The organism is Leptospira fluminis (genome assembly GCF_004771275.1).
Classification (GTDB): Bacteria; Spirochaetota; Leptospiria; order Leptospirales; family Leptospiraceae; genus Leptospira_B; species Leptospira_B fluminis.
Genome location: NZ_RQEV01000012.1, coordinates 72,112 through 92,795, shown reverse-complemented (window position 1 = coordinate 92,795; position 20,684 = coordinate 72,112). Strand labels below are relative to the sequence as shown.

Annotated in this window: 19 protein-coding genes; 8 read left to right on the top strand and 11 right to left on the bottom strand. The window is 48.1% G+C overall.

The window, feature by feature from the left end:
* Position 1: 1 nt before the first annotated feature.
* A complete protein-coding gene (locus EHO61_RS12360; RefSeq protein ID WP_135814213.1) occupies positions 2-2,785 on the bottom strand; it encodes a chromosome segregation SMC family protein in 2,784 nt (927 codons plus the stop codon).
* Between the two features lie 75 nt (positions 2,786-2,860).
* Between EHO61_RS12360 and EHO61_RS12355 the strand changes: the two genes are divergently transcribed.
* The 3 genes from EHO61_RS12355 to EHO61_RS12345 are packed head-to-tail and all read left to right on the top strand — an operon-like array spanning position 2,861 to position 5,959.
* The gene (locus EHO61_RS12355; protein WP_135813896.1) at positions 2,861-4,690 is read left to right on the top strand and encodes a motility associated factor glycosyltransferase family protein; all 1,830 of its coding nucleotides are present in this window, start codon (positions 2,861-2,863) and stop codon (positions 4,688-4,690) included.
* A 1-nt stretch (position 4,691) separates the two neighbouring features.
* Positions 4,692-5,738: a serine/threonine protein kinase gene (locus EHO61_RS12350; protein WP_135813895.1), complete on the top strand. Its 1,047-nt coding sequence runs from the start codon at positions 4,692-4,694 to the stop codon at positions 5,736-5,738.
* On the top strand, positions 5,738-5,959 hold the full coding sequence (locus EHO61_RS12345; protein ID WP_135813894.1) for a hypothetical protein: 222 nt from the start codon (positions 5,738-5,740) through the stop codon (positions 5,957-5,959). Before EHO61_RS12350 ends, EHO61_RS12345 begins: the two co-directional genes overlap by 1 nt.
* 19 nt (positions 5,960-5,978) lie before the next feature.
* Here EHO61_RS12345 and EHO61_RS12340 read toward each other — a convergent pair whose 3' ends face one another.
* From EHO61_RS12340 to EHO61_RS12320, 5 genes are all read right to left on the bottom strand, one after another.
* A complete protein-coding gene (locus tag EHO61_RS12340) occupies positions 5,979-6,887 on the bottom strand; it encodes a DMT family transporter (protein ID WP_135813893.1) in 909 nt (302 codons plus the stop codon).
* A 110-nt stretch (positions 6,888-6,997) separates the two neighbouring features.
* Positions 6,998-7,690 carry a hypothetical protein gene (locus EHO61_RS12335; RefSeq protein ID WP_246032118.1) on the bottom strand — a complete coding sequence of 231 codons (693 nt, stop codon included), beginning with the start codon at positions 7,688-7,690 and terminating at the stop codon, positions 6,998-7,000.
* Between the two features lie 107 nt (positions 7,691-7,797).
* Entirely contained in the window at positions 7,798-8,010 is a 213-nt protein-coding gene (locus EHO61_RS12330) for a hypothetical protein (RefSeq protein WP_135813892.1), read from the bottom strand.
* A gap of 55 nt (positions 8,011-8,065) precedes the next feature.
* Entirely contained in the window at positions 8,066-9,136 is a 1,071-nt protein-coding gene (locus EHO61_RS12325) for a bile acid:sodium symporter family protein (RefSeq protein WP_135813891.1), read from the bottom strand.
* Positions 9,133-9,825, bottom strand: coding sequence for a hypothetical protein (locus EHO61_RS12320; protein WP_135813890.1), 693 nt, complete (start codon positions 9,823-9,825; stop codon positions 9,133-9,135). The genes EHO61_RS12325 and EHO61_RS12320 overlap by 4 nt, the downstream gene beginning before the upstream one ends.
* Before the next feature lie 115 nt (positions 9,826-9,940).
* On the opposite strand from EHO61_RS12320, the gene EHO61_RS12315 reads away from it, so the two are divergent.
* Together EHO61_RS12315 and EHO61_RS12310 are read left to right on the top strand one after the other, a co-directional pair.
* Positions 9,941-10,546: a TetR/AcrR family transcriptional regulator gene (locus EHO61_RS12315; protein WP_135813889.1), complete on the top strand. Its 606-nt coding sequence runs from the start codon at positions 9,941-9,943 to the stop codon at positions 10,544-10,546.
* 4 nt (positions 10,547-10,550) lie between these two features.
* Positions 10,551-10,967, top strand: a complete 417-nt coding sequence (locus tag EHO61_RS12310) for an acyl-CoA thioesterase (RefSeq protein ID WP_135813888.1) — start codon at positions 10,551-10,553, stop codon at positions 10,965-10,967.
* A gap of 46 nt (positions 10,968-11,013) precedes the next feature.
* On the opposite strand, the gene plsY is transcribed toward EHO61_RS12310, so the two are convergent.
* From plsY to EHO61_RS12290, 4 genes are read right to left on the bottom strand one after another with little or no spacing between them, the layout of a single operon-like run.
* Positions 11,014-11,652 carry a glycerol-3-phosphate 1-O-acyltransferase PlsY gene (gene plsY / locus EHO61_RS12305; protein WP_135813887.1) on the bottom strand — a complete coding sequence of 213 codons (639 nt, stop codon included), beginning with the start codon at positions 11,650-11,652 and terminating at the stop codon, positions 11,014-11,016.
* Positions 11,649-13,028 (bottom strand): ribosome biogenesis GTPase Der, encoded by a 1,380-nt coding sequence (der, locus tag EHO61_RS12300; RefSeq protein ID WP_135813886.1) that lies wholly within the window; start codon positions 13,026-13,028, stop codon positions 11,649-11,651. The genes plsY and der overlap by 4 nt, the downstream gene beginning before the upstream one ends.
* Positions 13,029-13,030: 2 nt before the next feature.
* Positions 13,031-13,510: an SsrA-binding protein gene (gene smpB, locus EHO61_RS12295; RefSeq protein ID WP_135813885.1), complete on the bottom strand. Its 480-nt coding sequence runs from the start codon at positions 13,508-13,510 to the stop codon at positions 13,031-13,033.
* Positions 13,511-13,546: 36 nt separating this feature from the next.
* Entirely contained in the window at positions 13,547-16,579 is a 3,033-nt protein-coding gene (locus EHO61_RS12290) for an AAA family ATPase (protein WP_135813884.1), read from the bottom strand.
* Between the two features lie 158 nt (positions 16,580-16,737).
* On the opposite strand from EHO61_RS12290, the gene EHO61_RS12285 reads away from it, so the two are divergent.
* From EHO61_RS12285 to pdxH, 3 genes are read left to right on the top strand one after another with little or no spacing between them, the layout of a single operon-like run.
* Positions 16,738-17,856 (top strand): pyridoxal phosphate-dependent aminotransferase, encoded by a 1,119-nt coding sequence (locus EHO61_RS12285; RefSeq protein WP_135813883.1) that lies wholly within the window; start codon positions 16,738-16,740, stop codon positions 17,854-17,856.
* A 7-nt stretch (positions 17,857-17,863) separates the two neighbouring features.
* Positions 17,864-18,697: a prepilin peptidase gene (locus tag EHO61_RS12280; protein ID WP_246032117.1), complete on the top strand. Its 834-nt coding sequence runs from the start codon at positions 17,864-17,866 to the stop codon at positions 18,695-18,697.
* Positions 18,698-18,733: 36 nt separating this feature from the next.
* Positions 18,734-19,375 carry a pyridoxamine 5'-phosphate oxidase gene (gene pdxH, locus EHO61_RS12275; RefSeq protein ID WP_135813882.1) on the top strand — a complete coding sequence of 214 codons (642 nt, stop codon included), beginning with the start codon at positions 18,734-18,736 and terminating at the stop codon, positions 19,373-19,375.
* A gap of 2 nt (positions 19,376-19,377) precedes the next feature.
* On the opposite strand, the gene EHO61_RS12270 is transcribed toward pdxH, so the two are convergent.
* Positions 19,378-20,583 carry a bifunctional 3,4-dihydroxy-2-butanone-4-phosphate synthase/GTP cyclohydrolase II gene (locus tag EHO61_RS12270; RefSeq protein WP_135813881.1) on the bottom strand — a complete coding sequence of 402 codons (1,206 nt, stop codon included), beginning with the start codon at positions 20,581-20,583 and terminating at the stop codon, positions 19,378-19,380.
* Positions 20,584-20,684: the final 101 nt, after the last annotated feature.

The following is a 20,684-nucleotide window of genomic DNA, read 5'->3' as shown; positions in this document are numbered from 1 at the left end:
ATTAGACTGCCTCGGAAACCTTTCCGGCAAAGTCCCTTGCCTGGTCCAGTCGGAGGCTGACGATCTTGGAAATTCCAGGCTCCTCGTTCGTAACCCCGAAAATGGAATTCGCGCGGTGAATCGTGGATTGCGCGTGGGTGATCACCACGAATTGAGACCTGTCTTTGAACTTATCCAGGATTTGGCAAAACCGCAGTTTATTCGCTTCGTCCAAGGCCGCATCGATCTCGTCCAAAAAGCAGAATGGAGAAGGTTTTACCATATAAATCGCGAACAATAATGCGATCGCCGTCAGGGATTTTTCCCCACCCGAAAGCAATCTGAGATTTTGGACGTGCTTGCCCGGAGGCTCGGCCATAATTTCGATTCCCGCGTTCAGACTATCTTCCCCTTCCACCAATTCCAGGATGGCCCTACCCCCGTTAAACAGAGTAGAGAAAGTTTCCTGAAAATTTTCCCGGATCTTTTCGAAGGTTTCTCGGAAGAGCTTTTCCGATTCCTCGTTGATGTTCTTCAGAATTTCCGAGATATCGTTTTTGGATTTTTCTATATCTTCCTTCTGGGACCGATGGTGTTCGTAGATTTCCTTGATATTCCGATATTCGTCTATGGAAAGAGGATTGATGGAACCCAACATTTGGATTTCCGATTTCAATTTTCTTAATTTGGATTCGTTCTCTCCTCTTTCGAATTTCTTATCCTTGAATTCGTCGGAAAGCTCCTGTTCCGAAATGGAATAATCGTTGTACAATTCCTCGGAAAAGGATTCCAGCTGTACTCGAAAAACCGAAACAGCTTTTTCCTTTTCCGTCAACACGGGAAACAGGTTCTTGTAGTCTTCTTGGTTTTTTTGGATCTCGTTCTTTAAGCCTTGGATCTCTCGAACGATATGACGCAAAGCCTCTTTTTCGGAGTCGAGAGCCCGACTCATCTCCAGGAATTCGTTGTACCTGTTTTCGATCTGCAACTCCAGATCCGTGACTTCCTTTTCGAATTCCGTCTTTTTGACTAGGAGGGTCTTTGTCGATTCCTTGGCGGAAAGAATCCTTTTTTCGACTTCCGCAATTCTCTCGGAAATGGACTTGGAGCTTTCTATCTTTCCGTTTCTTTCGGAATTCAGTTCCAGGATCCTTTTTTCAAAATCCACGGTTCTTTCCTTGTTTCCTTCCACGTCTTCCCGCAGAAGTTCGATGGAAACTCCGGATTCCTTGATGGATCTGGTATGATTCTCGTTTTCGAGAATCAAATCCTCCAGCTCCTGGTCCAAACCTTCCTTTTGGGAAAGGAATCCGTCCCGGTCGAACAAGAGACTCCTGAGCCCGTCCTCTAAAGAAAAATACTGGGAAAGACGACCGCAAAACTCTTCGGTCTGTAACTCGGATGCGAGAGAGAGGATTCTGGCCCTATTTTCGGGAGTGAAGGAAATCTCCAATTCGGAACGGAGGCTGAGACCCACGGAATGCAGACGGTCCGCTTCCGAAAGCAGGATCTCTTTCAGCTCTTTCCTCCGGGTTTCCGATTCTTGAGCCTCTTTTTTTCTGGATTCCAATTGGCTGATGAGGTCGAAGACCACCTCTTTTAATCGATCCCGCAATTCCACATGTCGTTTATCATTGGAGGTAATGCGACCCTCCTTTTCCTGGATGGAGGCGTTTTCAAGATCGATGCGGGTTTCGAGATCCGTCTTTTGTATTTTAAGTTCCTCGATCGCTCCTTCTAGGTTCCGAATCTGGGCTTCCAGCTCTACCGCTTCCTTTTCCGCCCTTTCCTTATCTAGAACCAGGACGCTCAAAGAGGATTCCTCGGAGGACAGGGATTCGCGAATTTCCGAAATTCGATCCTGATAGTCCTGGATGATTCCCTTATTACTTTCCACCTTATCCTTCTGGATTTGGGTCTGGGTCAAATGGTCCAGAAGCTTTTTATCGATCTCCGCGACCTTCTTTTCCAGATCGGATTTTTCGGAATCCAGGGATTCGATCCGTCCCGTTTCCGTCGAGATACGTTCCAATAGAACCTGGTTCTTTTCCTTCACTTCCCGCAACTCCGTTTCGGAAGCGTTCAACTTCCGGGTAAGAGTATCGTATTTTATAAATCGAATGATCTTGTCCGTTTCGTCCAACTGTTGCTTGAGACGGAAATATTCCTCCGCTTTTTCCGCCTGCTTTTCCTTGACTTCCATCTCCTTTTTCATGGTGCCGATGATGTCTTGGATTCGCAGAAGGTTTTGGCTGGTATCGGCCAATTTCTTGAGCGCCTCTTGGCGCTCCATTTTGAAACGGGAAATTCCGGCTGCCTCTTCGAAAATCAGCCTTCTTTCCTCCGGTTTGGAGTGGAGAATACGATCCACCTTTCCTTGCTCCATGATGGAGTAGCTGGATTTTCCGATTCCGGTATCCATTAGAATTTTCTCAATATCCTTGCGCTGCACTCTGGAATCGTTGATGAGATATTCGTTGGTTCCGTCAGCGTACAATCTACGGGTCAATTTGATCGTAGGGTAATCCATCTTGATGAGCTTGGAGGAATTGTCGAAGACTACGCTGACCTCCGCGTAACCGGCGGGCTTACGAGCCTCGGATCCGTGAAAGATCACGTCGTCCATCTTTTCACCGCGCAGTCCCTTGGCGGATTTTTCCCCGAAGACCCATTTTAAAGCGTCTACAATATTCGATTTACCGGAACCGTTCGGACCTACCACAGCGGTAAATCCCGGATCGAGAAGTACTTCTGTCTCGTCCGCAAATGTCTTGAATCCAACAATATTCAGGGTTTTAAGATACATGGTTTTTTTTGTTTCTTCGGGAAATTGATTGCAAGTGACCAGAATCGGGCAGACTCTGGAATGCCTAGGAATATTATGTCTCACGATCTCCCGGAAAAAACAAGAGAAATATTCGGGAAAAAACCTTACCTAGCGCTCTATTTCCGAGAACCGGAAGCGAGCTCTTCCCCGTTCCGTCTGCAAGAAGCGAAAACGAAAGGGGAAGTTTTTCTTTCCCGAAACGAAAGAGCCTTGGCCAGTGCGGTCTCTCCGCGCACCCAAGCGGTCCGGCAATTGGAAAAGGTGAAAATCGTTCCTACGGATCTTGTCGCGGTTATAGGCTTGGGAAACCCGCACCTGATTCTGGAAACGCATCTGAAAATGGAACCGGGGCAGATCCTTCTGTTAATCGACAACGAAAAAGAACTCCTCTTCCCTCTTTGGAAGGATTGGCTGGAGCCGGTGATGGATATTCCGGGTCGTCACTTATTTTTGGGAGAAGGTTCCCTCCCCATTCTTTGGAATTATTTGGAATCCCTTCCTGTGGAAAGGGTTTCCGGAATTCGGATCGTCAGGAATGCGGCGAGCGTTTCCGGAAGCGAGACGTATTATGCCGAAGTAGAAACGAGACTCCGTAAGATTCTTTCCTCCAAGATGAGCGACCTCTTAACCAAGTTCGAATTCGAACGGATCTGGGTAAAGAATTCTCTCGTGAACACCGCAAACTTTCTTTCTCCACCCAATCCGAAGACGAGGATCGAATCCCTCAAGAACCGCTTCGAAGGAGTTCCTTCTCTTCTCGTATCAGCCGGCCCCAACCTCCGCCGTCAATGTGAATGGATCCGCTCGGTACAAAATAAGGTTTTTATCCTTTCCTGCGATACATCTTTGAAGGTTTTATTAAAGCACGGAATCGTACCGGACGGGGTCATGACCTTGGACGCGCAGACGCATTCCGTATTCCACTTTTTAGGCGAGAATTCGGAAGCGATCCCCCTTTTCGCGGATCTGGTAAGCTCTCCTCCTATATTAAGAAATTTGAAATTTCGTTCCGTGGTGCATAGCGTCACCGCGAAATATCTCGTGGATGCCTCCGGAGAACTCAAACGGGAAGCCACAGCCGGAAGTAGGAGCGCGGAGGCGCTACTCGGTCAGATCGGAGACGTACAGTCGGGAGGAAGCGTAGCGACCACCGCCTTCGATCTGCTGAGAGGGCTGGGATGCAAGCCCTGCTTTTTGGTCGGACAGGATCTGGCCTACTCGGGAAGAGAAATCCATTCCACGGGGACACATCACAACGAAAAATGGCTCACACTATTGAATCGTAAAACCAGCCTGGAAAAGATCAACGAAGCGGTCGTTCGAAAACGGGATACGAGATACGTCCCCTCGGTAACCGGAGGAGAGGTTCTGACCGATTACGTTCTGGATCTGTACCGCCATTGGTTCGAAGAATCCGCTAAATCCCTGGATTTTCCTGTTTACAACGTGAATACGCAAGGAGCTAAAATCGAAAACGTGAACAATATAGGACCGGAAGAAGCGAATTCCATCCTTTCCGGATTTCCCGAGCACGGAAAATTCTGGAAAGAATTTCCCGCCTGGAAACCGGAAACACTGAACGAAACTCTGCCGGGTTCCCCTGGGCGGTTCAGGAAGGAATTGCTCTCCACGATAGAATCGATACGATCCAAGTTTTCTTCTCCGGAGAGAAAACGGGACTCTTACGAAAACCTGACGGCTCTCTTCCGGGAAACTCTAGGAACTTGGGAAGATTTGCGATACTTGATCCGGAAAACCGAAGTCTATATCCTAAGGCACAAGGACACACTGGAGGAATCCCGTAAATCGCAGCTTTTTCTCGGAGCGATTCTAAAGGAATTCTCCGGTCTAAAAAGAAAACTTTTGGCCGGATCGGACCAGTAAGATGGAACCCGGAGAAACGGAATTTTACAATCGGTTGGGTATAGACTCCGTATTAAGCGCGGTGGAAGATGCCGGGCATTCCGTTTCCGGACACTGCTTGGCCTTAAACAGTCTGGAAAACAGAGTCTATGACGTGGGATTAGAGGAAGGCGGTCACTTGATCGTCAAATTCTACCGGCCGGGCAGGTGGACTTTGCAACAAATTTCGGAAGAACATTCCTTTCTGCTGGAATTGGCCCGAGCGGAAATTCCGGTGATCGCACCCATGGCATTGGAAGGAGGGGCGACGATACGGGAAATCTTAGGCATGTATTACGCTCTTTGGCCCGCGCAGAGAGGTCGGTTAGTGGAGGAATTGGACGAGATCTCCTTGCCTATATTAGGAAGACTTGTAGCAAGAATTCATAATATAGGCGCCTCTGTCGGAGCGAAAAATAGGCTGGAACTCACCGTTCGGAATTTCGGCGAGGATCCTCTCCGATTTCTGTTGGAAAAGGAATTCCTTCCTAAGCCTTTGCGCAAGAGATACGAGGATGCCGCGAGGAAAGTATTCCTATCCTTTTCGGAAAATTCCCGGGATGTTCCCTTCCATCGGATCCATGGGGATTGTCACAAAGGAAACTTGATCCGTACGGAAGAAGGCTTTTGCTTCATCGATTTCGACGATTTCGTGACCGGTCCCGCAGTGCAGGATTTCTGGATGCTCCTGCCTTTCGGAGATTCCCGTGCGGATTATGAACGGGAATTATTTCTAGCCGGATATCGGGAATTCCGGGAATTTTCCGATCGGTGGTTTTCCTTGGTGGAACCTTTGCGGGGACTCAGATTTATCCATTACTCCGCTTGGATCGCGAAACGGTGGGAGGATCCTTCCTTTCCGAACGCGTTTCCTCATTTCGGGACGGAGGAATATTGGGAACGGGAAACCACGGATCTGGAACGCCTAGCCTTCGGACTGTACGTTGAGGAAACGAATGTCCAGGAACGGAATTCGGCTTCGGAATCCGAAGAACTTACCAACAAAGACTTTTTCTGGGATCTGAACTGATGGACGGACTATCCACACAGATTCTTCAGGACATCTTTGCTTCCACCCAAGACGGGGGATTTCTCACCATGAGGGATTTGGAGCTGAAGGTTTCGGAATCGGAACGGAGACTTCGCCCCATTCTGGAGGACCTAAAGGAATCCAGAATGATCGTGGAATATTCGGAAGGATTTCAGATCGCGAAAATCGGAAGCCAGTATTGCCGGGCTAGATGGGGATGAGTCTTGCTCCGAACAAGAGTTAATCGGGCAGGACTTTTTCCTTTTTTGTCCGATTCAAAATCAGTACGGCCAATATCGCTAAGGTTCCTCCGGTAAGAGTGGCAAGATTCGGGATTTCCCCTAAAAACATCCAACTTCCCAAAACGGCGGTTACCGGAACCAAAAAGATGAACGAACTCGCGATGCGGGAACCGAGTCGACTCGCCGCATAGAAATACACCGTGGTTCCGAACGTGGTGGAAACGACGGAAAGATATAGAATCTGACTCCAGAACTCGATTCCTTGCGTAAAAGCGAGTTCGATCCCGTACGGTATCGCCAAAAGAAAATCGAAAACCGCCCCTATCGCAAAGACATAGAAGCTGTAGACCAAGGGGGATATTTTCTGTCCGGCGCTATGACTATTCAGACTTAGGAAAGCCCAACTGAAAGCGCATAATAAAAAGAAAATATTCCCGGATTGTAAAATTCCTTCCGAGGATTTATCCCATATATGTAATAGTACTAATCCGCCGACAAGCCCCAGAGCTAGACCGAAAAAGTCCTTTCGGCTAGGAATCTGCCTTTGCACCAGATGAACAAGAAGATACGTGAAAATCGGATTGATCGTGGTTACGAGTACGCCTCCCGCTCCGGCAAAACCGCTATTCAATCCTAGAAGAAAGAATTGGTTGTAGATCGTATACAAGATCGCTCCGACAAATACCAGCAAGGTCGTCCTCTTGTCCGGTAAGCTTACGGATTCCTTTTTCCAAAGAAGGATCGGAACGACGGAAAGAGCGGTCGCCAAAAAACGCCAGAAGATGATCACGTTCGGATGCAGTGTTCCCACGATAACCTTTGCGGAAGGCCAAGCAAATCCCCAGGAAATCATGGAGATCACAAGCAAAACGAAAAATCTGACGGAGGCTGTTGCGTTAGGATTCAAATCGTAAGACTCCTTATGCCAAAATGGTCAAGTGACCGGACGATTCAAATCCAATTTCTATAGAGGAGATGAAGGCGCATCTATGGCGGGAATCCGATCCACGATCGGATTCAAAGATTTTTGGAAAGAATGTAATTTCGCAGGGACTCCAAATTCACTTTCTCTTTTTGGAACTGCAGGCTATTTAACGTCCGGGATAGATTGCTTTCTCTATCTTTGTAATTATTGATTTTCAATACCGGATTGATGACCGTCAAAACGGTATCTTGTTCGACCAAGGTGCCCGCCAAGGAAACGTAAACGGATTTATCCCCGTTCGTTTGCAGATCCGGCGGGATTTCGAACCGATGGATCAGAGAATCCTTTCCTGAAGTTTTTAAGACCACATAAAACGGATCGATCTGGTACAGAAGACCGTTCTTTTCCTGGTACTCTTTTTCCCAGAGATAATGGAATCCTAGGACCAGCTTAGTCGAATGTCTCATCCCCTTTTCCGTCAGGAATTCGCTCTTCTTGGTAAAGACGAACTGGGTGGCCTTGTCTTCCGCGCTGAATACGTATTGCCCCCGAAAGTCGCGAAAATTCAGGATCTTTCCGTCCAAGACCACGATAAAATTCAGATTCTCCCGATTGATTCCAAGAACGGTCAGGTTCTCGTTCGTAGCGATCAGGACATCGGAATCCAGACGTCCGTACTGGAAGACCGAGTTTGGAGTCATCGGAACGGGAGAAGCCGAGGGCCTTAGAGAGTGACAACCGAAGGAAAGAAGCAGAGCGAAACAAGGGAAGAGAAGATTTTTCATGGCGACCCCGAATAAGCTACCGATAGGGCTTTCAGAATTTGCGGAGAAATTTTCAATTCCCTTCAATCCGGAACTCCGACGGGGTTCCGAGAGATTTAGAGAAAAAGCTAGGCGTTCAGATCGATCAGATAGCCCCTACGGAGAGCCTGGTCGTCCGTGTTTACCCCGACCTGAGCGATACTCTTAGGACCGGTAACCACATTGTCCAGATTGGTAAGCGGATGGAGACGATCCGGCATATTTCGGATCGTGAATTCCGACTGAGAAAACTGTCGGGCGGCCCGGTTATTGCTTCCGGATGCGTTTATTTCCTGTAACATTCTGCGAAGTTCCTTTTTTTCGAAGTATACCGGTTTAAGAATGAATTGTAAAGCCTTAAAACCGATCCGGAGACAACTTCCGATCCACATAACCGGCGACGATATGCTGCACTAGATTATAGAAAATGATCGGGAGCATTACCGACGGATAACCGGCTAGGCTAAGAGAAGCCAAAACCAATCCGGTCCCATTGTTGTTCATACCCAAGCCGAAAACCAAGGAGGACCTCTCCTCTCCCGAACTTTTCAAAATCCGGGCAAGAACGAAACCTGTAAAAAAAGCGAAAGCGCAGAGACTTCCCGTAATGACCAGAATCACGAATAAAAAATCCCAATCGGGTTCCGAAAACACCCCCGGTAAAACCACGGAAGCATTCGAATAATTTAAAACGAGTAGATTCAGCAGGTTCGCGTCCTTGATCGGCTTTTTGGCGCCTTCTATATATTTTCTCTTCATTAAAAAATGAAGCCCGATCCCCGCCAAGGTCGGCAACAATACCGACAGAAACAAAAACGCCCCGATCCCGTTTTCGGCGATTTCGTGCAAACGCTCCGAATATTCCCCGGTGGTGATAAAGCCCACGGAATGCAGACCGATCGGAGTCGTCAGCGGACTTAAGACGGTGGAAAAGACGACTAGTCCTAGACTCAAGGCCAGATTGCCGTTGGATTTCTGCGCCCAAGCGGTGGACGAGGCGGCGATAGGCATGGAGGCGATCAAAGCCAAACCTACGAGAATATTCTGCACCTCGTCGGGATTGTGCCACAGCACCATCAAGTAGGAGACGACGAACGTGAATGCGATCGGTATGGAAAGGTTAGCCGTTAATCCGATCAGTAGAAGTCTAGGATTTTTGAACAGATTCAAAAGTTCCGATTTCTGGATTCCCAAACCCGCATTGAAAAGCAGAAGGGAGAGCAAAAGTAAAGATAAGGAAACTTTAATACCTTCCCCGCCCCAAAAACGGAAAGTACCGAAATCCGTGTCACGGATCGCCAATCCGAATTGCGGGAAAAAACCGCCCAAAATATAGGAGGCGATGATGAAATAGAAAAAATGACGATGAAGAAAATGAAAAAAATTTTCTATGAAAGCTGGAATCCGTTTATCACTCGGTTCGCTCAAAGTGCCTCCCCTTCCCAACGAGGATAGATCATTTCCGCATCCTCATTTTTTACGTTATGATCCGACAAAGGAATATCGTCCATTAAGCGAAATCCTTTGGGTTCCTGAGCGAATTCCGGAAAATACTCGAAAAACAGTTTGGAAGCGACGATTCTGTAGGAGGCAGGATAGCGGGACTTGAACAAATCGGTGAAATCCAATTCGGGAAGTTGGTGAAATTGGATCCTGTCCTCGAAGTTTACGAATTCCTGTTTGGAAAAAGCGGTGTTCCTGGAAACGATCTCGTCTTTTAACAGAATCCAATCCAGCTTGAACCGCATACGATATCCTTGGAAAGCGGAGGATCTTTGCATCAGGTTGACGATCCTCATCAGAGGATATTCCAGCTTTACGTACGGAGACAGATAGACCATCAGATATCTCTGGCTGAAACCCAGGGGTTCCCAAACCGTTTCCGGAACTTTTTCCAAGTCGGCGTCCGCGTTCAGATCTTCCAGCATGGAATGGAGCGCAGGTGCATTCTTCTTTTCTCCGAAGAACTCCTGTAACACGATCTCTCCGAATTCTCCGAAATACAGCCATTTATAAAAATCCTGAATTTCCAGTTCCGGATGTCCTTCCAAAAACCGGTTTAGGCTCAGGATCTTCTCTTCTCGAGTTCTGTTTTCGTCGATTTCCTTATGAATCATCGGTAATCCTGACAGATTCTAACAGGGAACGTGACGATTTCAACCGTAAAACAAGCGTTCAAAATTTCATAAAAAAGACTTGATTAATACGACCGCTTGGTCATATTAATTTCACATGAGAATCAGCGCCGAATCAGCCAAGAAGAAAAGAAATACTCTCATCCTCAAGGGGATCGATCGATTTCGCAGATTCGGATATTCCTCCACAGGAATTCAGGAAATTGCGGACGAAGCCGAAATTCCTAAGGCTTCCTTTTATAATTATTTTCCGACCAAACAGGATTTCGCTTCGGAGGCTTTGGAATATTATTCAGAAAATGCGATTTTATGGAACGATCGCATCCTCCGGAAAACCGAGGAGGATCCGGTCTCTTCTCTTTTGAATCTCTACAAAGAAAGAATTCGATTGGAGAAAAAATTACTGAAAGAAGGCGTCTCTTGTCTCGTAAACGTGTTCGGGCAGGAACTAGGTCATTCGGAAACTTCCCTCCGAAAAACCCTAAAGGACCATTTCGATTCCGCCTTGGATCAATTGGCCTCGGTGATCCAAAAAGCGAGAGCATTCAAAAATTTGAATATTTCCGGATCAAACAGGGAATTTGCCTTATTTTTAGAATCTGCCTGGAGAGGATCACTGCTTGTGGGAAGAGCCACCGGATCCTTAGAACCGGCGGAGAATTTTTATAAATATCTAATACAGCTATTGGAGCATAAGGAATAAGGATATGGAAACTGTACAGGCACAAAAGATCAGGGAAGGTCATAAATATTCCTTAAACGTGCGGTGGGACGAGCTGGACTCAAACCGTCATGTGAACAATAAAAACTACCAAGGCTATCTGGATGAGGCAAGAATGAGGGCGATGAGGGCTTGGGGAGCCCCTATGGAGGAATTCGCGGATAAGGGTTTCGGTCCCGTGATCTTAAATTTGAATCTGAAATTTCTAAAAGAGATATCCTATCCGGAGGAAATTACCATAGAATCGGATTTGATTCTCGCTTCCTCCACAAGAGCCGTCTTCGAGCAAAAAATCATTCTGTCGAACGGAAAGCTGGCCTGTCAGGCAAGCACCGAGTGGACCTTAATGGATCTGAAGAGGAAGCGCCCTGCAAAATTTTTGGAAGTTCTCTCCGCGGCTTAGTTCGAATCCGATCCTAAGATCGATTTTCGGGAACTTTAGAAAGAGTTTATTCCTCGTCCCGGTGGTATTTCTCTTTATCGGAGGTGAATTCCTTTCCTTTGACCAATCGTATCAGATTGGTCCTGTGTAAGAACAGGATAGTCAAACTGACACATACGGTTGCCCAGAAAATCGGAGTATTGAAGTCTTTGCCTTCTATTAGAGAAAGCGAATAGTACGAAATCGGCAGAGCAATCGCTCCGCCGATGGAGCCGAGGGAAACGAATCCGAAGATCTTTTTCAGGCTTAAGAATACGATCAAAGTGATCAGGATGGATCCCGGAGCAAGCACGGCAAAGACTCCGAAACTGGTAGCAACCCCCTTTCCCCCTTTAAACTTTAAAAAAGGGGAAAATATGTGGCCCAGAACCGCGGAGATTCCGCACAGAAGAGGGAGTATGTCGGCTCGATCCGGAAAGAGATATTTCGCGAGGAGTACCGGAAGCGCGCCCTTTGCTATGTCGAGTAGAAGGACGGGGAAACCGATTTTCCAACCCAAGAGCCTAGTTACGTTCGTAGCGCCTATATTTCCGCTCCCTTCTTTCCGGATGTCTATGCCCCCTAGGAATTTGGCCATTAGAAATCCGAAAGGCACGGAACCTAAAACGAAGGAGGCTGGGATCGTCGCGAAGGATTCGAAACTCATTTTCGATCCGACCTCAGTTCCAATCGGATGGGAATTCCCTGGAGGGAATATTTTTCCGTAAGTCTTTTTTTCAGAAAGGAAAGCAGATTCTGCTTAAAGTAATCCACATGGTTCACGAACAATACAAGATGAAAGGGCGAAACCGAAACCTGAGTGGAATAGAGCATTTTGGGCGGACGATCCGCGGAAAAAGACCTTCCCGCCTCGGTCATCCAAGCACGAAGAGACTGATTCAATTCAGAAGTGGAAATCTTACGATTCGCTCTCTCTGCGAGGTCCACGGTTAATTCCATCAGTTTGTGAATTCTCTGTTTTTCCTTTGCGCTCAGAGTAATGATCTGCACTTCCTTTAACAAAGGCAGCCTCGAATACAATCTTTCCTTGTATGCGTCGAAGGACTTCGCGTCCTTTTCCTGGATCGTATCCCATTTATTCACGGCCAACAAAAAAGGCTTTCCGGCTTCCTGCAATAGTGAGACGATCTTTTTGTCAAATTCCCCGAATCCTTTCAGCGCATCCAAAAGATGGATTACCACGTCCGAATTCTCCAACGCCCGTTTCGTCCTTTGGTAGGAATAGAATTCCAGGGCTTCTCCCTTGTCTGATTTTTTACGGATCCCTGCTGTATCCGTGACCAGGATCTGCTTTCCGCCAAAGACCAAGGTTGTGTCCACGGAATCACGGGTCGTTCCCGCCACGTCACTGACCACGGCTCTCTCCATTCCGCACAAAGCGTTCAAAAGACTGGATTTTCCCGAGTTGGGTTTTCCTACGATGGCCAATCGAAAATCATAGGAAACGTCCTTGGCTCCTTCGTTCTCCTCCGTTTTTGTCACGTGACGTTTTGCGTTCGGTAACAAAAATGCGATCTTTTCCAGCAACAAAGAAAGGTTTCTTCTTCCCATGGCCGAGATGGGCAGAAGCTCCGACAAACCCAAACGGTAAAACTGGTCCAGGTCCTCCTCGTCTTCCGGGTTGTCGACTTTGTTCACGCAATATAAAATCGGTATCTCGGTCAATTCGGGATCTTTCCGGAACTTCTCGATCAGTTTGGAATCATAGGCGGTCACCTCGTGCAGATCCAAAAGAAAGACCACCAAATCCGAACGGGAAAGTTGGCGGAACGCGTTGGTTAGGATCGCTTCATCTAGACCGTCCGGCTTTTCTATGTCCAAGCCGGGAGTATCGCAAAGATGAAAGTCCAATCCTTTTTCCCGATTAAGGACCCTGGCCTGGAGTACGTCTCTCGTGACTCCGGGATAATCCTCGGTGATTGCCAATTTCTTTTTAAGAAGGGCGTTGAACAAAGTCGACTTTCCGACATTTTGCCTTCCGACTATGCTTACGACCGGTACGGTATTTCTCTTAGCGGCCATGTTTATGAGTAGTTCTTAGCCTTGATCGCTCTTGCGATCTCCATCTTCGCGTCGCTTTTTTTCAGGTCTTCCCGCTTATCGTAGAGTTTTTTCGGTTTTGCCAAAGCCAATTCGACTTTAGCCCACCGGTTGTCCTTGAAATAAACTTTGGTGGCGATCAACACCAGCCCCTTTTCCTTGATCTGTCTGTCCAATTTTTCGATCTCTTTCTTTTTGAGCAGAAGTTTTCTCGGACGAATCTCCGGATGATTCGCATAACCCCCGTTCTTATACGGAGTAATGGAAAAACTGTCCAGAAACACCTCGCCGTTTTTGATCTTAGCGAAAGCGTCCGTCAAATTTGCCTTCTTTTCCCTAAGGCTTTTTACCTCGGATCCGGACAAAACGATGCCCGCTTCGATGAAGGAAATCAGCTCGAAGTTGAATCTGGCTTTTTTGTTTACCAGAGGTTGGGGTCCGGTTTCTTCCTTTTTCTTTCCCATTTCGGCTCGTTAAGCGACCCAAAAGGCCGCTTTGAGTTAGTTCCGGGACGAATGGTGAGTAAGAATCAGTCTTCCCAGTTCCGCCCCTATCAAATTAGGCATATTGTAAAAATTTTCCGAAGTGATCTGTATGGAATCCGGAAAAATATGCTCCGCTATATAACGTCTTCCGAGACCTACCCCGAGAAAGACGTAATTCTTATTCGAATGTTTCAAGATCTCTGCTTTCAATCTCCGGTTATCCCGGGATTGGATCTCGTGCTCGATCTCCGCCTTTCCTCTTTGTCCTCGAAAATCGGAGATCATGACCAGGATCCTAGTCTGGGCCTCCGGGGAAAAGTAGGATTCGATCTTCTCCAGCAATTGGTATTCTTCGATGGAATCCCCTTGCCAGTCGCTTCGAAGAGAATCGAACATTTCCTCCTCTTTTTTCGCGTCGTACGGCTCGTCTATCCTCTTGATTTCCACCAGATCGATCCTATCCTTCCGGTTCAAACGGTCGGAATAAGCCGTCACGGAAAAATTCACGTCATGCTCGTCCAAGATATGCGCCGAAGAAAGCATGGCGGACAAGGTCGCCACCGCGTATTCGAAATTGAAGATCCTTCTCGCTTTCGACACTAAAAAGGCCACCTCTACCCCTTTTAATTTCTCCTCGTCCTTATCGATCGTGGTTTTATCGAATACCTTGGAATCCCCTTTTCCGGAAAGAAAGGAGATGTATTTGCGGGTATCGATCCGATTGCCTTCGCTTCGGTACATCCGATTGATATCGATTTCCGGATCGAAGAGTCTCTCCAAATTCAGCTCGACTTCCTCCAGGTTTCTGCCGAACACTTCCTTGAATTCCTTTAGGGAAGCCTGGACGGTATATTCCCATAGAATCCTGCGTTTTGCGAGAAATGCTTTGTACAATTCTTCGGTACGAAATCCCCAGGCGCCCCCTCCCCCGGCAGGTTCTCCTTGGCCCATGTTTCCTCGGGTCTCCTGTCCGTACCAAGCATCGGCCCCCTCCTTGACGGAACCCCCGGTCGGAGGGGTATTGATCTCCAGTCCTTTCCTCAACTCTCCTCCGGAGTTTTTGAGTTTGGCTTTTCCGGTAAGCGGCTCCCTTTTATGGAGTTCCGGATCCCACCAGCGGCTCTTTTCGATCGCCGAAGACGGAGTTAGAGTTTTTTTTTTCTTCTCTTCCAACTCTTGGAAGAACTCGGAGACGATTTCGATTCCGGAAAGCTGGAATTCCAGGATCCTTTCCAACTCCTTACGTTCCGCGGGATCGGAGATCTGATTCGAGTAGGCGATCTTCCCGCCTCGGAACGCTACTTCTTTTAAACCTTCCGTTCCGGTCCGGGGATCCGCATATCTATGGATATGATCCTTCCAATGCAGAAGATTGGACAATCCGAACGTATACGGCATCAGATTCGCGGAGCCGATCGTTCTCTTTCTGGACAAGTCCTTGATCTTGGCGTGAAAATCGGACATTTTCTCCACCAGATCGCCTTCGGGGAGATAGAAATTTAGAATTTCCTGAAGCGTTTCCGGATCCTCCAAATCGGGAAACAGAACGGAAGTAAAGCGGTTCCGGAACGCGCGGGAAATCGTGGGAGTCGATTTCGTTTTTCGGAAGAGTTTCATGGCGAAGACTCCGGAATTTTCCTTGAGCGCGATCGGAACGGTTTCGCCGCTTTCCGGAGGTAATACCAGGGAGCGCGCGTCGTCCGTCAGCATGTTCAATTTCTCGACCAACTCCGCGCCTGCCGCTTCGAGATTCGTAATGAGTATATTGCCTCCTTCGCGGATTCCTTTTGTGAGGGGACCGTCCACCCAACCCACTTCGGATCCGGTCGTAGGCTTTAACGCTCCGATGATATCCGACGTGTGAATCCCTTTACAAAGGTGGACCGTCTCCAGCGGAAGTCCGTTCGCTTCCGTAAACATCGGCAAGATCAATTGAGGATCCTGTTCCTCGGAATATTCGATGAGAACGTTTTCCCGAAATTCCACGGCCGTATAGACCTTCTCCGCGAACTCTCTCAGTTTCAGCGGCATAGGTATCTGAGCCAGTATCTCCTTCGCCTTCGTCTCATCCGAAACGGGAATTCGCTTATCGTTGCAGTATAAAAAACCTTTATGAATCTCGAATTTCGGCTCCGGCAGAGACGGAGCGGAGCTTAGGCCCATCTCCTTCAGGATCAATTCCTGCTGGGAAACTCTATCCTCCGTCTTCCTAAACGGCTCTATATAAAAATTCCATAATTCTCTAAAGAGCAAATCGGGCTCTTTCGCCTTCAGGCCGATGATGCGAGCGCAGAGTCGTTTTAGATTCCGGATATTGAAATGGTATTTTTCCAGGTCCCCTTTTCCGATCGTCCCGGACACGACCCTAGTTTCGGTCTCCAAAGAGATACGGATGCAGGATTTGAGAAGTTCGGTTCCCATCTCCGGATAGAGTTTGCTTAAGATGAACAGGATCTCATCGGGAGTATGAGGATCTACGTACACCACGGAGTAATAACGGGTGATATCGAAGGGCAAAGGTTTTCGTCCCTCGAAACCTTCGGAAGGATTCTGTGTTCCGATGAAATTGAAACCGTTTTCGGCTCCGATTCTGACTCCGTTCCCTTCTATCAATTCCAGATAATTCGATTCGTAAACGGTGGAAAACCTTTTGATCACATGGGGAGGACAAAGGTTCATCTCATCCGCTACGAAAGTCGCGCCGGAACGAACCGCGGAAGTCAGCGGGCCGTCCGCCCAAGCGAATCCCTTCCCGTCCAAAAGGAGACGGTAGGACCCGATCAGATCTTCGGGAAGGGTGTCTTCGTTAAAACTGAAACGGGAAGTAGGATGATTCCGTCTATGGTTGATGTAATAGATCAGGGCGTTTTTTCCGACACCGGCGTCTCCGATGAGAAGGACGGGCCTTCCTTCCAACATGGGATACAGGATGTTTTGAAGATTGCGGACCGTGGAATCCGTTTCAACGAGATCGGAACCTAGGCTTCCGGAGTTGTTTCCACTTTTCGATACTGGGACTTTCAATCCTGCGATTTCTACGGTTTGCATGTCTCCAAAATGAAAGACTAGGACTCGGAGGCAATCCGAATTCCCGGAAGGAAGCGCCTGTGTTGGTTGGGAATCCCAACCGTTCTCCGGAAAAAAATTCGGATCACGGAGCGAATTTCCGTTTGTTACCCGAACCGGTTGCCCGGTACCCTTCCCTTATGAGCCAGTCAACACTCGAATACGCCCTTGCAAACAGGATTCGCGGCCTGAATTCTTCCGCCATTCGGAAAGCCTTCGAATTGGCAGGGACTCTGAAGAACCCGATCAATCTGTCCATCGGACAACCTCATTTTCCTTGCCCTGAAAATATTGTGGAAGCAGGGGTCAAGGCGCTGAGAGACGGTAAGACCGCGTATACGCTGACGGCGGGAATTCCGGAATTACGGGAGGCGCTGGCATTAAAATACAAACGGGAGAATTCCATCCCCTACGCGAGTCCCGAACGCGTGCTAGTTACTTCCGGAATCAGCTCCGCGTTTTTGTTGCTTTTCAATGCATTGTTAAACGAAGGAGATGAATGCTTGGTCGTCTCTCCTTACTTTCTGATGTATCCGGAATACATCAAGATTTACGGCGGTAAAATGCATACGATCTCCGAGAATTTCGAACCGCCCGATCTGGCGCAATTCAAGGACAAAAAACTGAAGATCATCATCTTCTCTTCTCCCTCCAATCCGACCGGAACCGTTTTGAGCAAAGACCAATTGACCGGCCTGGCCGACCTGGCGGAAAGAACGGGAGCCTACCTGATTTCGGACGAAATCTACGAAAAATTCGATTACGACAAGCAGTTCTGCTCCGCAGGTTCCTTTTACGAAAAAGCGATCACTCTTTCCGGTTTTTCCAAAACCTACAGCATGACCGGACTGAGATTGGCCTCGATTCTGGCTCCGGAACCGATCATACGCGCGCTAACCACCCTCCAACAATATACGATCGTTTGCGCTCCTTCCATAACGCAATGGATGGGGATAGAAGCGCTCAAAACGGATATGAGTTCCTACATAGACGATTATAGGGAAAAGCGCGACTTTGTTTATGAAAATCTAAAGGACCATTACGAGGTCAAAAAAAGCCAGGGCGCCTTCTATTTCTTTTTAAAGATCAAGGAGAAGGACGAGGATTTCATCGTTCGCGCGGTCAAGGAAAAAGGTCTGATACTCGTTCCGGGATACATTTTCACGGACTCCGTAAATCATATCAGAATCAGCTTCGCTTCGGAATGGGAAAATCTGAAAAGAGGAATCGCCGCGCTGAAGGATCTTTCCGGAGCCTGAACGGAGCTTGGACCCAAACTTAGAATTCATCCCGCAATCCGCCGCATCGGTCCTTCTCGAATGGGCGGGAGGGTTCCTGATTTCCGTTTCTTTGGGAAGTTTTTACTCCACTCTCGCGTTCCGTATTCTTCGCTTCTTTTACGGTCCCGAGAGAAAGACGGGATCCTTCTCTGCGCGACTGCTTCGTTTATTAACCGAGCCGTCTGCTTGCGAATCCTGCGGGACGAGGATCGCCGGACTCGCGCTCTTGCCCGTATTCGGTTATTGGTTTTCGAAAAAAAAATGCGGGAACTGTGGAGCGGCGGTCAACCCACTCTATTCCCTCTGCGAAGCGTCCTTCGGTTTTCTTTTTGCGATCTTCTTTTTCTTTTCGGGAAAATTCCTAGCTTCCCTCGTATTCGTCGCGCTTTGCGGTCACCTCCTAGTATCCTCCGTTACGGATTGGAAAAAGTTCTCCCTGGATTATGAAAATCTTCCGTTCGTCCTCGGTCTCGGAGTTCTCCTAAATTTTTTGACGGATTCGAATCTTCCCGAAAAATCCGATTGGATCGTTTTCGGGTGTTTCTTAAGCGCCTTCTTTGCGATTCATTTTCTATTCCCGCATGGAATGGGCTTTGCAGACGCGGTCTTTGCCCCTTGCTTCGCGTTCTTATCGGGACACCCTTGGTGGATTTTCTTTCTGAATGCGTCCTACGCGATCGCGCTTGCAATCACTCTGGGAACCCGCAAAAAGGGGGAAAGTATTAGAGGGATTCCCGTTCCGATGGGAGTGTATTTTTCCTTAGGTCTCGGATTGACATTTTTGGCAAAAGCTGCCTGGAACTCCGGGTTGCTTTACTGAGAGGATTTTAGACCCTTTGCCTGGAGGAGAGAGCAAATGCCCCAGAATATCGCGGATCTTCGGAACGAATATCTAAAAGCCTCACTGGATGAATCGCAAGTGGGGGACGATCCCCTTTCCTTCTTCTCCCGTTGGTTCGAGGAGGCAGTACACTCTGAAATCAAGGAACCGAACGCTATGACCTTGGCGACGATCGGAGAGTCAGGAATACCGAACGCGCGAATCGTACTACTCAAATCGATTTCGGAGGGGAAACTGCGGTTCTTTACTAGCTATACCAGTACCAAAGGACAGGAATTGGAAAAGCACCCTACCGCCTGCCTCCTGTTCTTTTGGGCGGAACTGGAAAGACAGGTTCGCATACGCGGGAGTATAGCGAAAGTGCGACGGGAAGTTTCCGATGAGTACTTCCATTCCCGTCCCGTTTCCAGTCAGATCGGAGCCCTCGCTTCCGACCAAAGCAAAGCGGTGGCCGACAGAAAGGAATTGGAAACCAAGTTCGAAGAACTCGCCAAGAAATACGAAACTTCCCCTGTCCCGCTACCTCCGACTTGGGGCGGATACGAACTCACACCTTACGAATTCGAGTTTTGGCAGGGAAGAAGGAGCAGACTCCACGACAGAATCCAATTCCTGAAACAGGGATCCTCTTGGGAGAAAAGACGCCTCCAACCCTAAAGTTAGTTCAATCCGAGGAGGTGGCCCAGCTTCATCTTTTTGGTAAAGAGATAATGGTGGTTGTTTCCGGTTGGCTTGATTTCTATCGGGATCCGATCCACTACTTCCAGGCCGTAACCTTCCAAACCGACGATCTTTCGCGGGTTGTTGGTCAGTAATTTCATCTTTCCGACCCCGATATCTTTCAGGATCTGCGCTCCCACCCCGTATTCTCTCAGGTCGGGAGCAAAACCCAATTTTTCGTTAGCTTCCACCGTATCCAGGCCTTCGTCCTGCATATTATAAGCTTTGAGTTTGTTGATGAGTCCGATCCCTCTCCCCTCTTGGCGCATATAAAGGAGCACGCCTTTCCCTTCCTGTGCAATCATGGAAAGCGCGGAGTGAAGTTGGGGGCCGCAATCGCATCGTCCGCTTCCGAAGATATCTCCGGTCAGACATTCCGAATGAACCCTGACCATAATCGGATCGTTTTTGTCGACCTCTCCCTTGATCAGAGCTATGTGGACCTTGTCGTCTATCAAAGTGGAATAAGCGCGGATCCGGAAATCGCCGTATTCCGTGGGAAGTTTCGTCTCTACTTCCAAACGGATCAAGTTCTCTTTTTTTCTTCTGTAACGGATCAGGTCTTCTATCGTATAGATGTTCAATCCGTGTTTCACCGCGAACTTTTCCAGATCGGGCAATCTCGCCATCGTTCCGTCGTCGTTCATAATCTCGCAAATGACTCCCGCAGGATACAGGTCCGCCAGTTTGCATAAATCCACGGAAGCCTCCGTGTGACCCGCTCGTCTCAAAACTCCTCCGGAGACCGCCTGCAACGGAAAGAGATGTCCCGGTTTCATAAGATCGTTCGGAGTCGTCTTCGGATCGATCAGCACTTGGATCGTAGTCGCCCTATCTTGGGCCGAAATCCCCGTGGTGGTTCCTTCTCTAGCGTCGACGGAAACCGTAAATGCGGTCCCGTGCTTGTCTCCTAAAGTATGGTCGTCGACCATCCGGTTCAAACCGAGTTGCCTCAACCTTTCTCCTTCCATAGGAAAGCAAATTAAGCCTCTTCCGTAAGTGGCCATAAAATTGACCTTTTCTTTGTCGGTAAATTGGGCGGCGCAGACGAGATCCCCTTCGTTTTCACGATCTTCGGAATCCACTAGAATGATCATTTTTCCGGCTTTTATATCTTCGATGGCTTGTTCGATGGGTCCGATCATAATTCTATTTCCACCTCATTTATTGGACTGGATTTTTACCAACCATAATCGAGGAAACAAGCCGAAAAACGCTTTCGGCCGTTTGGATTCCCAACGAACTT

Coding starts and splice junctions, on each gene's coding strand:
- EHO61_RS12360 (WP_135814213.1), bottom strand. CDS start 2,785: ATGTATCTTAAAACCCTGAATATTGTTGGATTCAAGACATTTGCGGAC.
- EHO61_RS12355 (WP_135813896.1), top strand. CDS start 2,861: ATGTCTCACGATCTCCCGGAAAAAACAAGAGAAATATTCGGGAAAAAA.
- EHO61_RS12350 (WP_135813895.1), top strand. CDS start 4,692: ATGGAACCCGGAGAAACGGAATTTTACAATCGGTTGGGTATAGACTCC.
- EHO61_RS12345 (WP_135813894.1), top strand. CDS start 5,738: ATGGACGGACTATCCACACAGATTCTTCAGGACATCTTTGCTTCCACC.
- EHO61_RS12335 (WP_246032118.1), bottom strand. CDS start 7,690: ATGAAAAATCTTCTCTTCCCTTGTTTCGCTCTGCTTCTTTCCTTCGGT.
- EHO61_RS12330 (WP_135813892.1), bottom strand. CDS start 8,010: ATGTTACAGGAAATAAACGCATCCGGAAGCAATAACCGGGCCGCCCGA.
- EHO61_RS12320 (WP_135813890.1), bottom strand. CDS start 9,825: ATGATTCATAAGGAAATCGACGAAAACAGAACTCGAGAAGAGAAGATC.
- EHO61_RS12315 (WP_135813889.1), top strand. CDS start 9,941: ATGAGAATCAGCGCCGAATCAGCCAAGAAGAAAAGAAATACTCTCATC.
- EHO61_RS12310 (WP_135813888.1), top strand. CDS start 10,551: ATGGAAACTGTACAGGCACAAAAGATCAGGGAAGGTCATAAATATTCC.
- plsY (WP_135813887.1), bottom strand. CDS start 11,652: ATGAGTTTCGAATCCTTCGCGACGATCCCAGCCTCCTTCGTTTTAGGT.
- der (WP_135813886.1), bottom strand. CDS start 13,028: ATGGCCGCTAAGAGAAATACCGTACCGGTCGTAAGCATAGTCGGAAGG.
- smpB (WP_135813885.1), bottom strand. CDS start 13,510: ATGGGAAAGAAAAAGGAAGAAACCGGACCCCAACCTCTGGTAAACAAA.
- EHO61_RS12290 (WP_135813884.1), bottom strand. CDS start 16,579: ATGCAAACCGTAGAAATCGCAGGATTGAAAGTCCCAGTATCGAAAAGT.
- EHO61_RS12285 (WP_135813883.1), top strand. CDS start 16,738: ATGAGCCAGTCAACACTCGAATACGCCCTTGCAAACAGGATTCGCGGC.
- pdxH (WP_135813882.1), top strand. CDS start 18,734: ATGCCCCAGAATATCGCGGATCTTCGGAACGAATATCTAAAAGCCTCA.
- EHO61_RS12270 (WP_135813881.1), bottom strand. CDS start 20,583: ATGATCGGACCCATCGAACAAGCCATCGAAGATATAAAAGCCGGAAAA.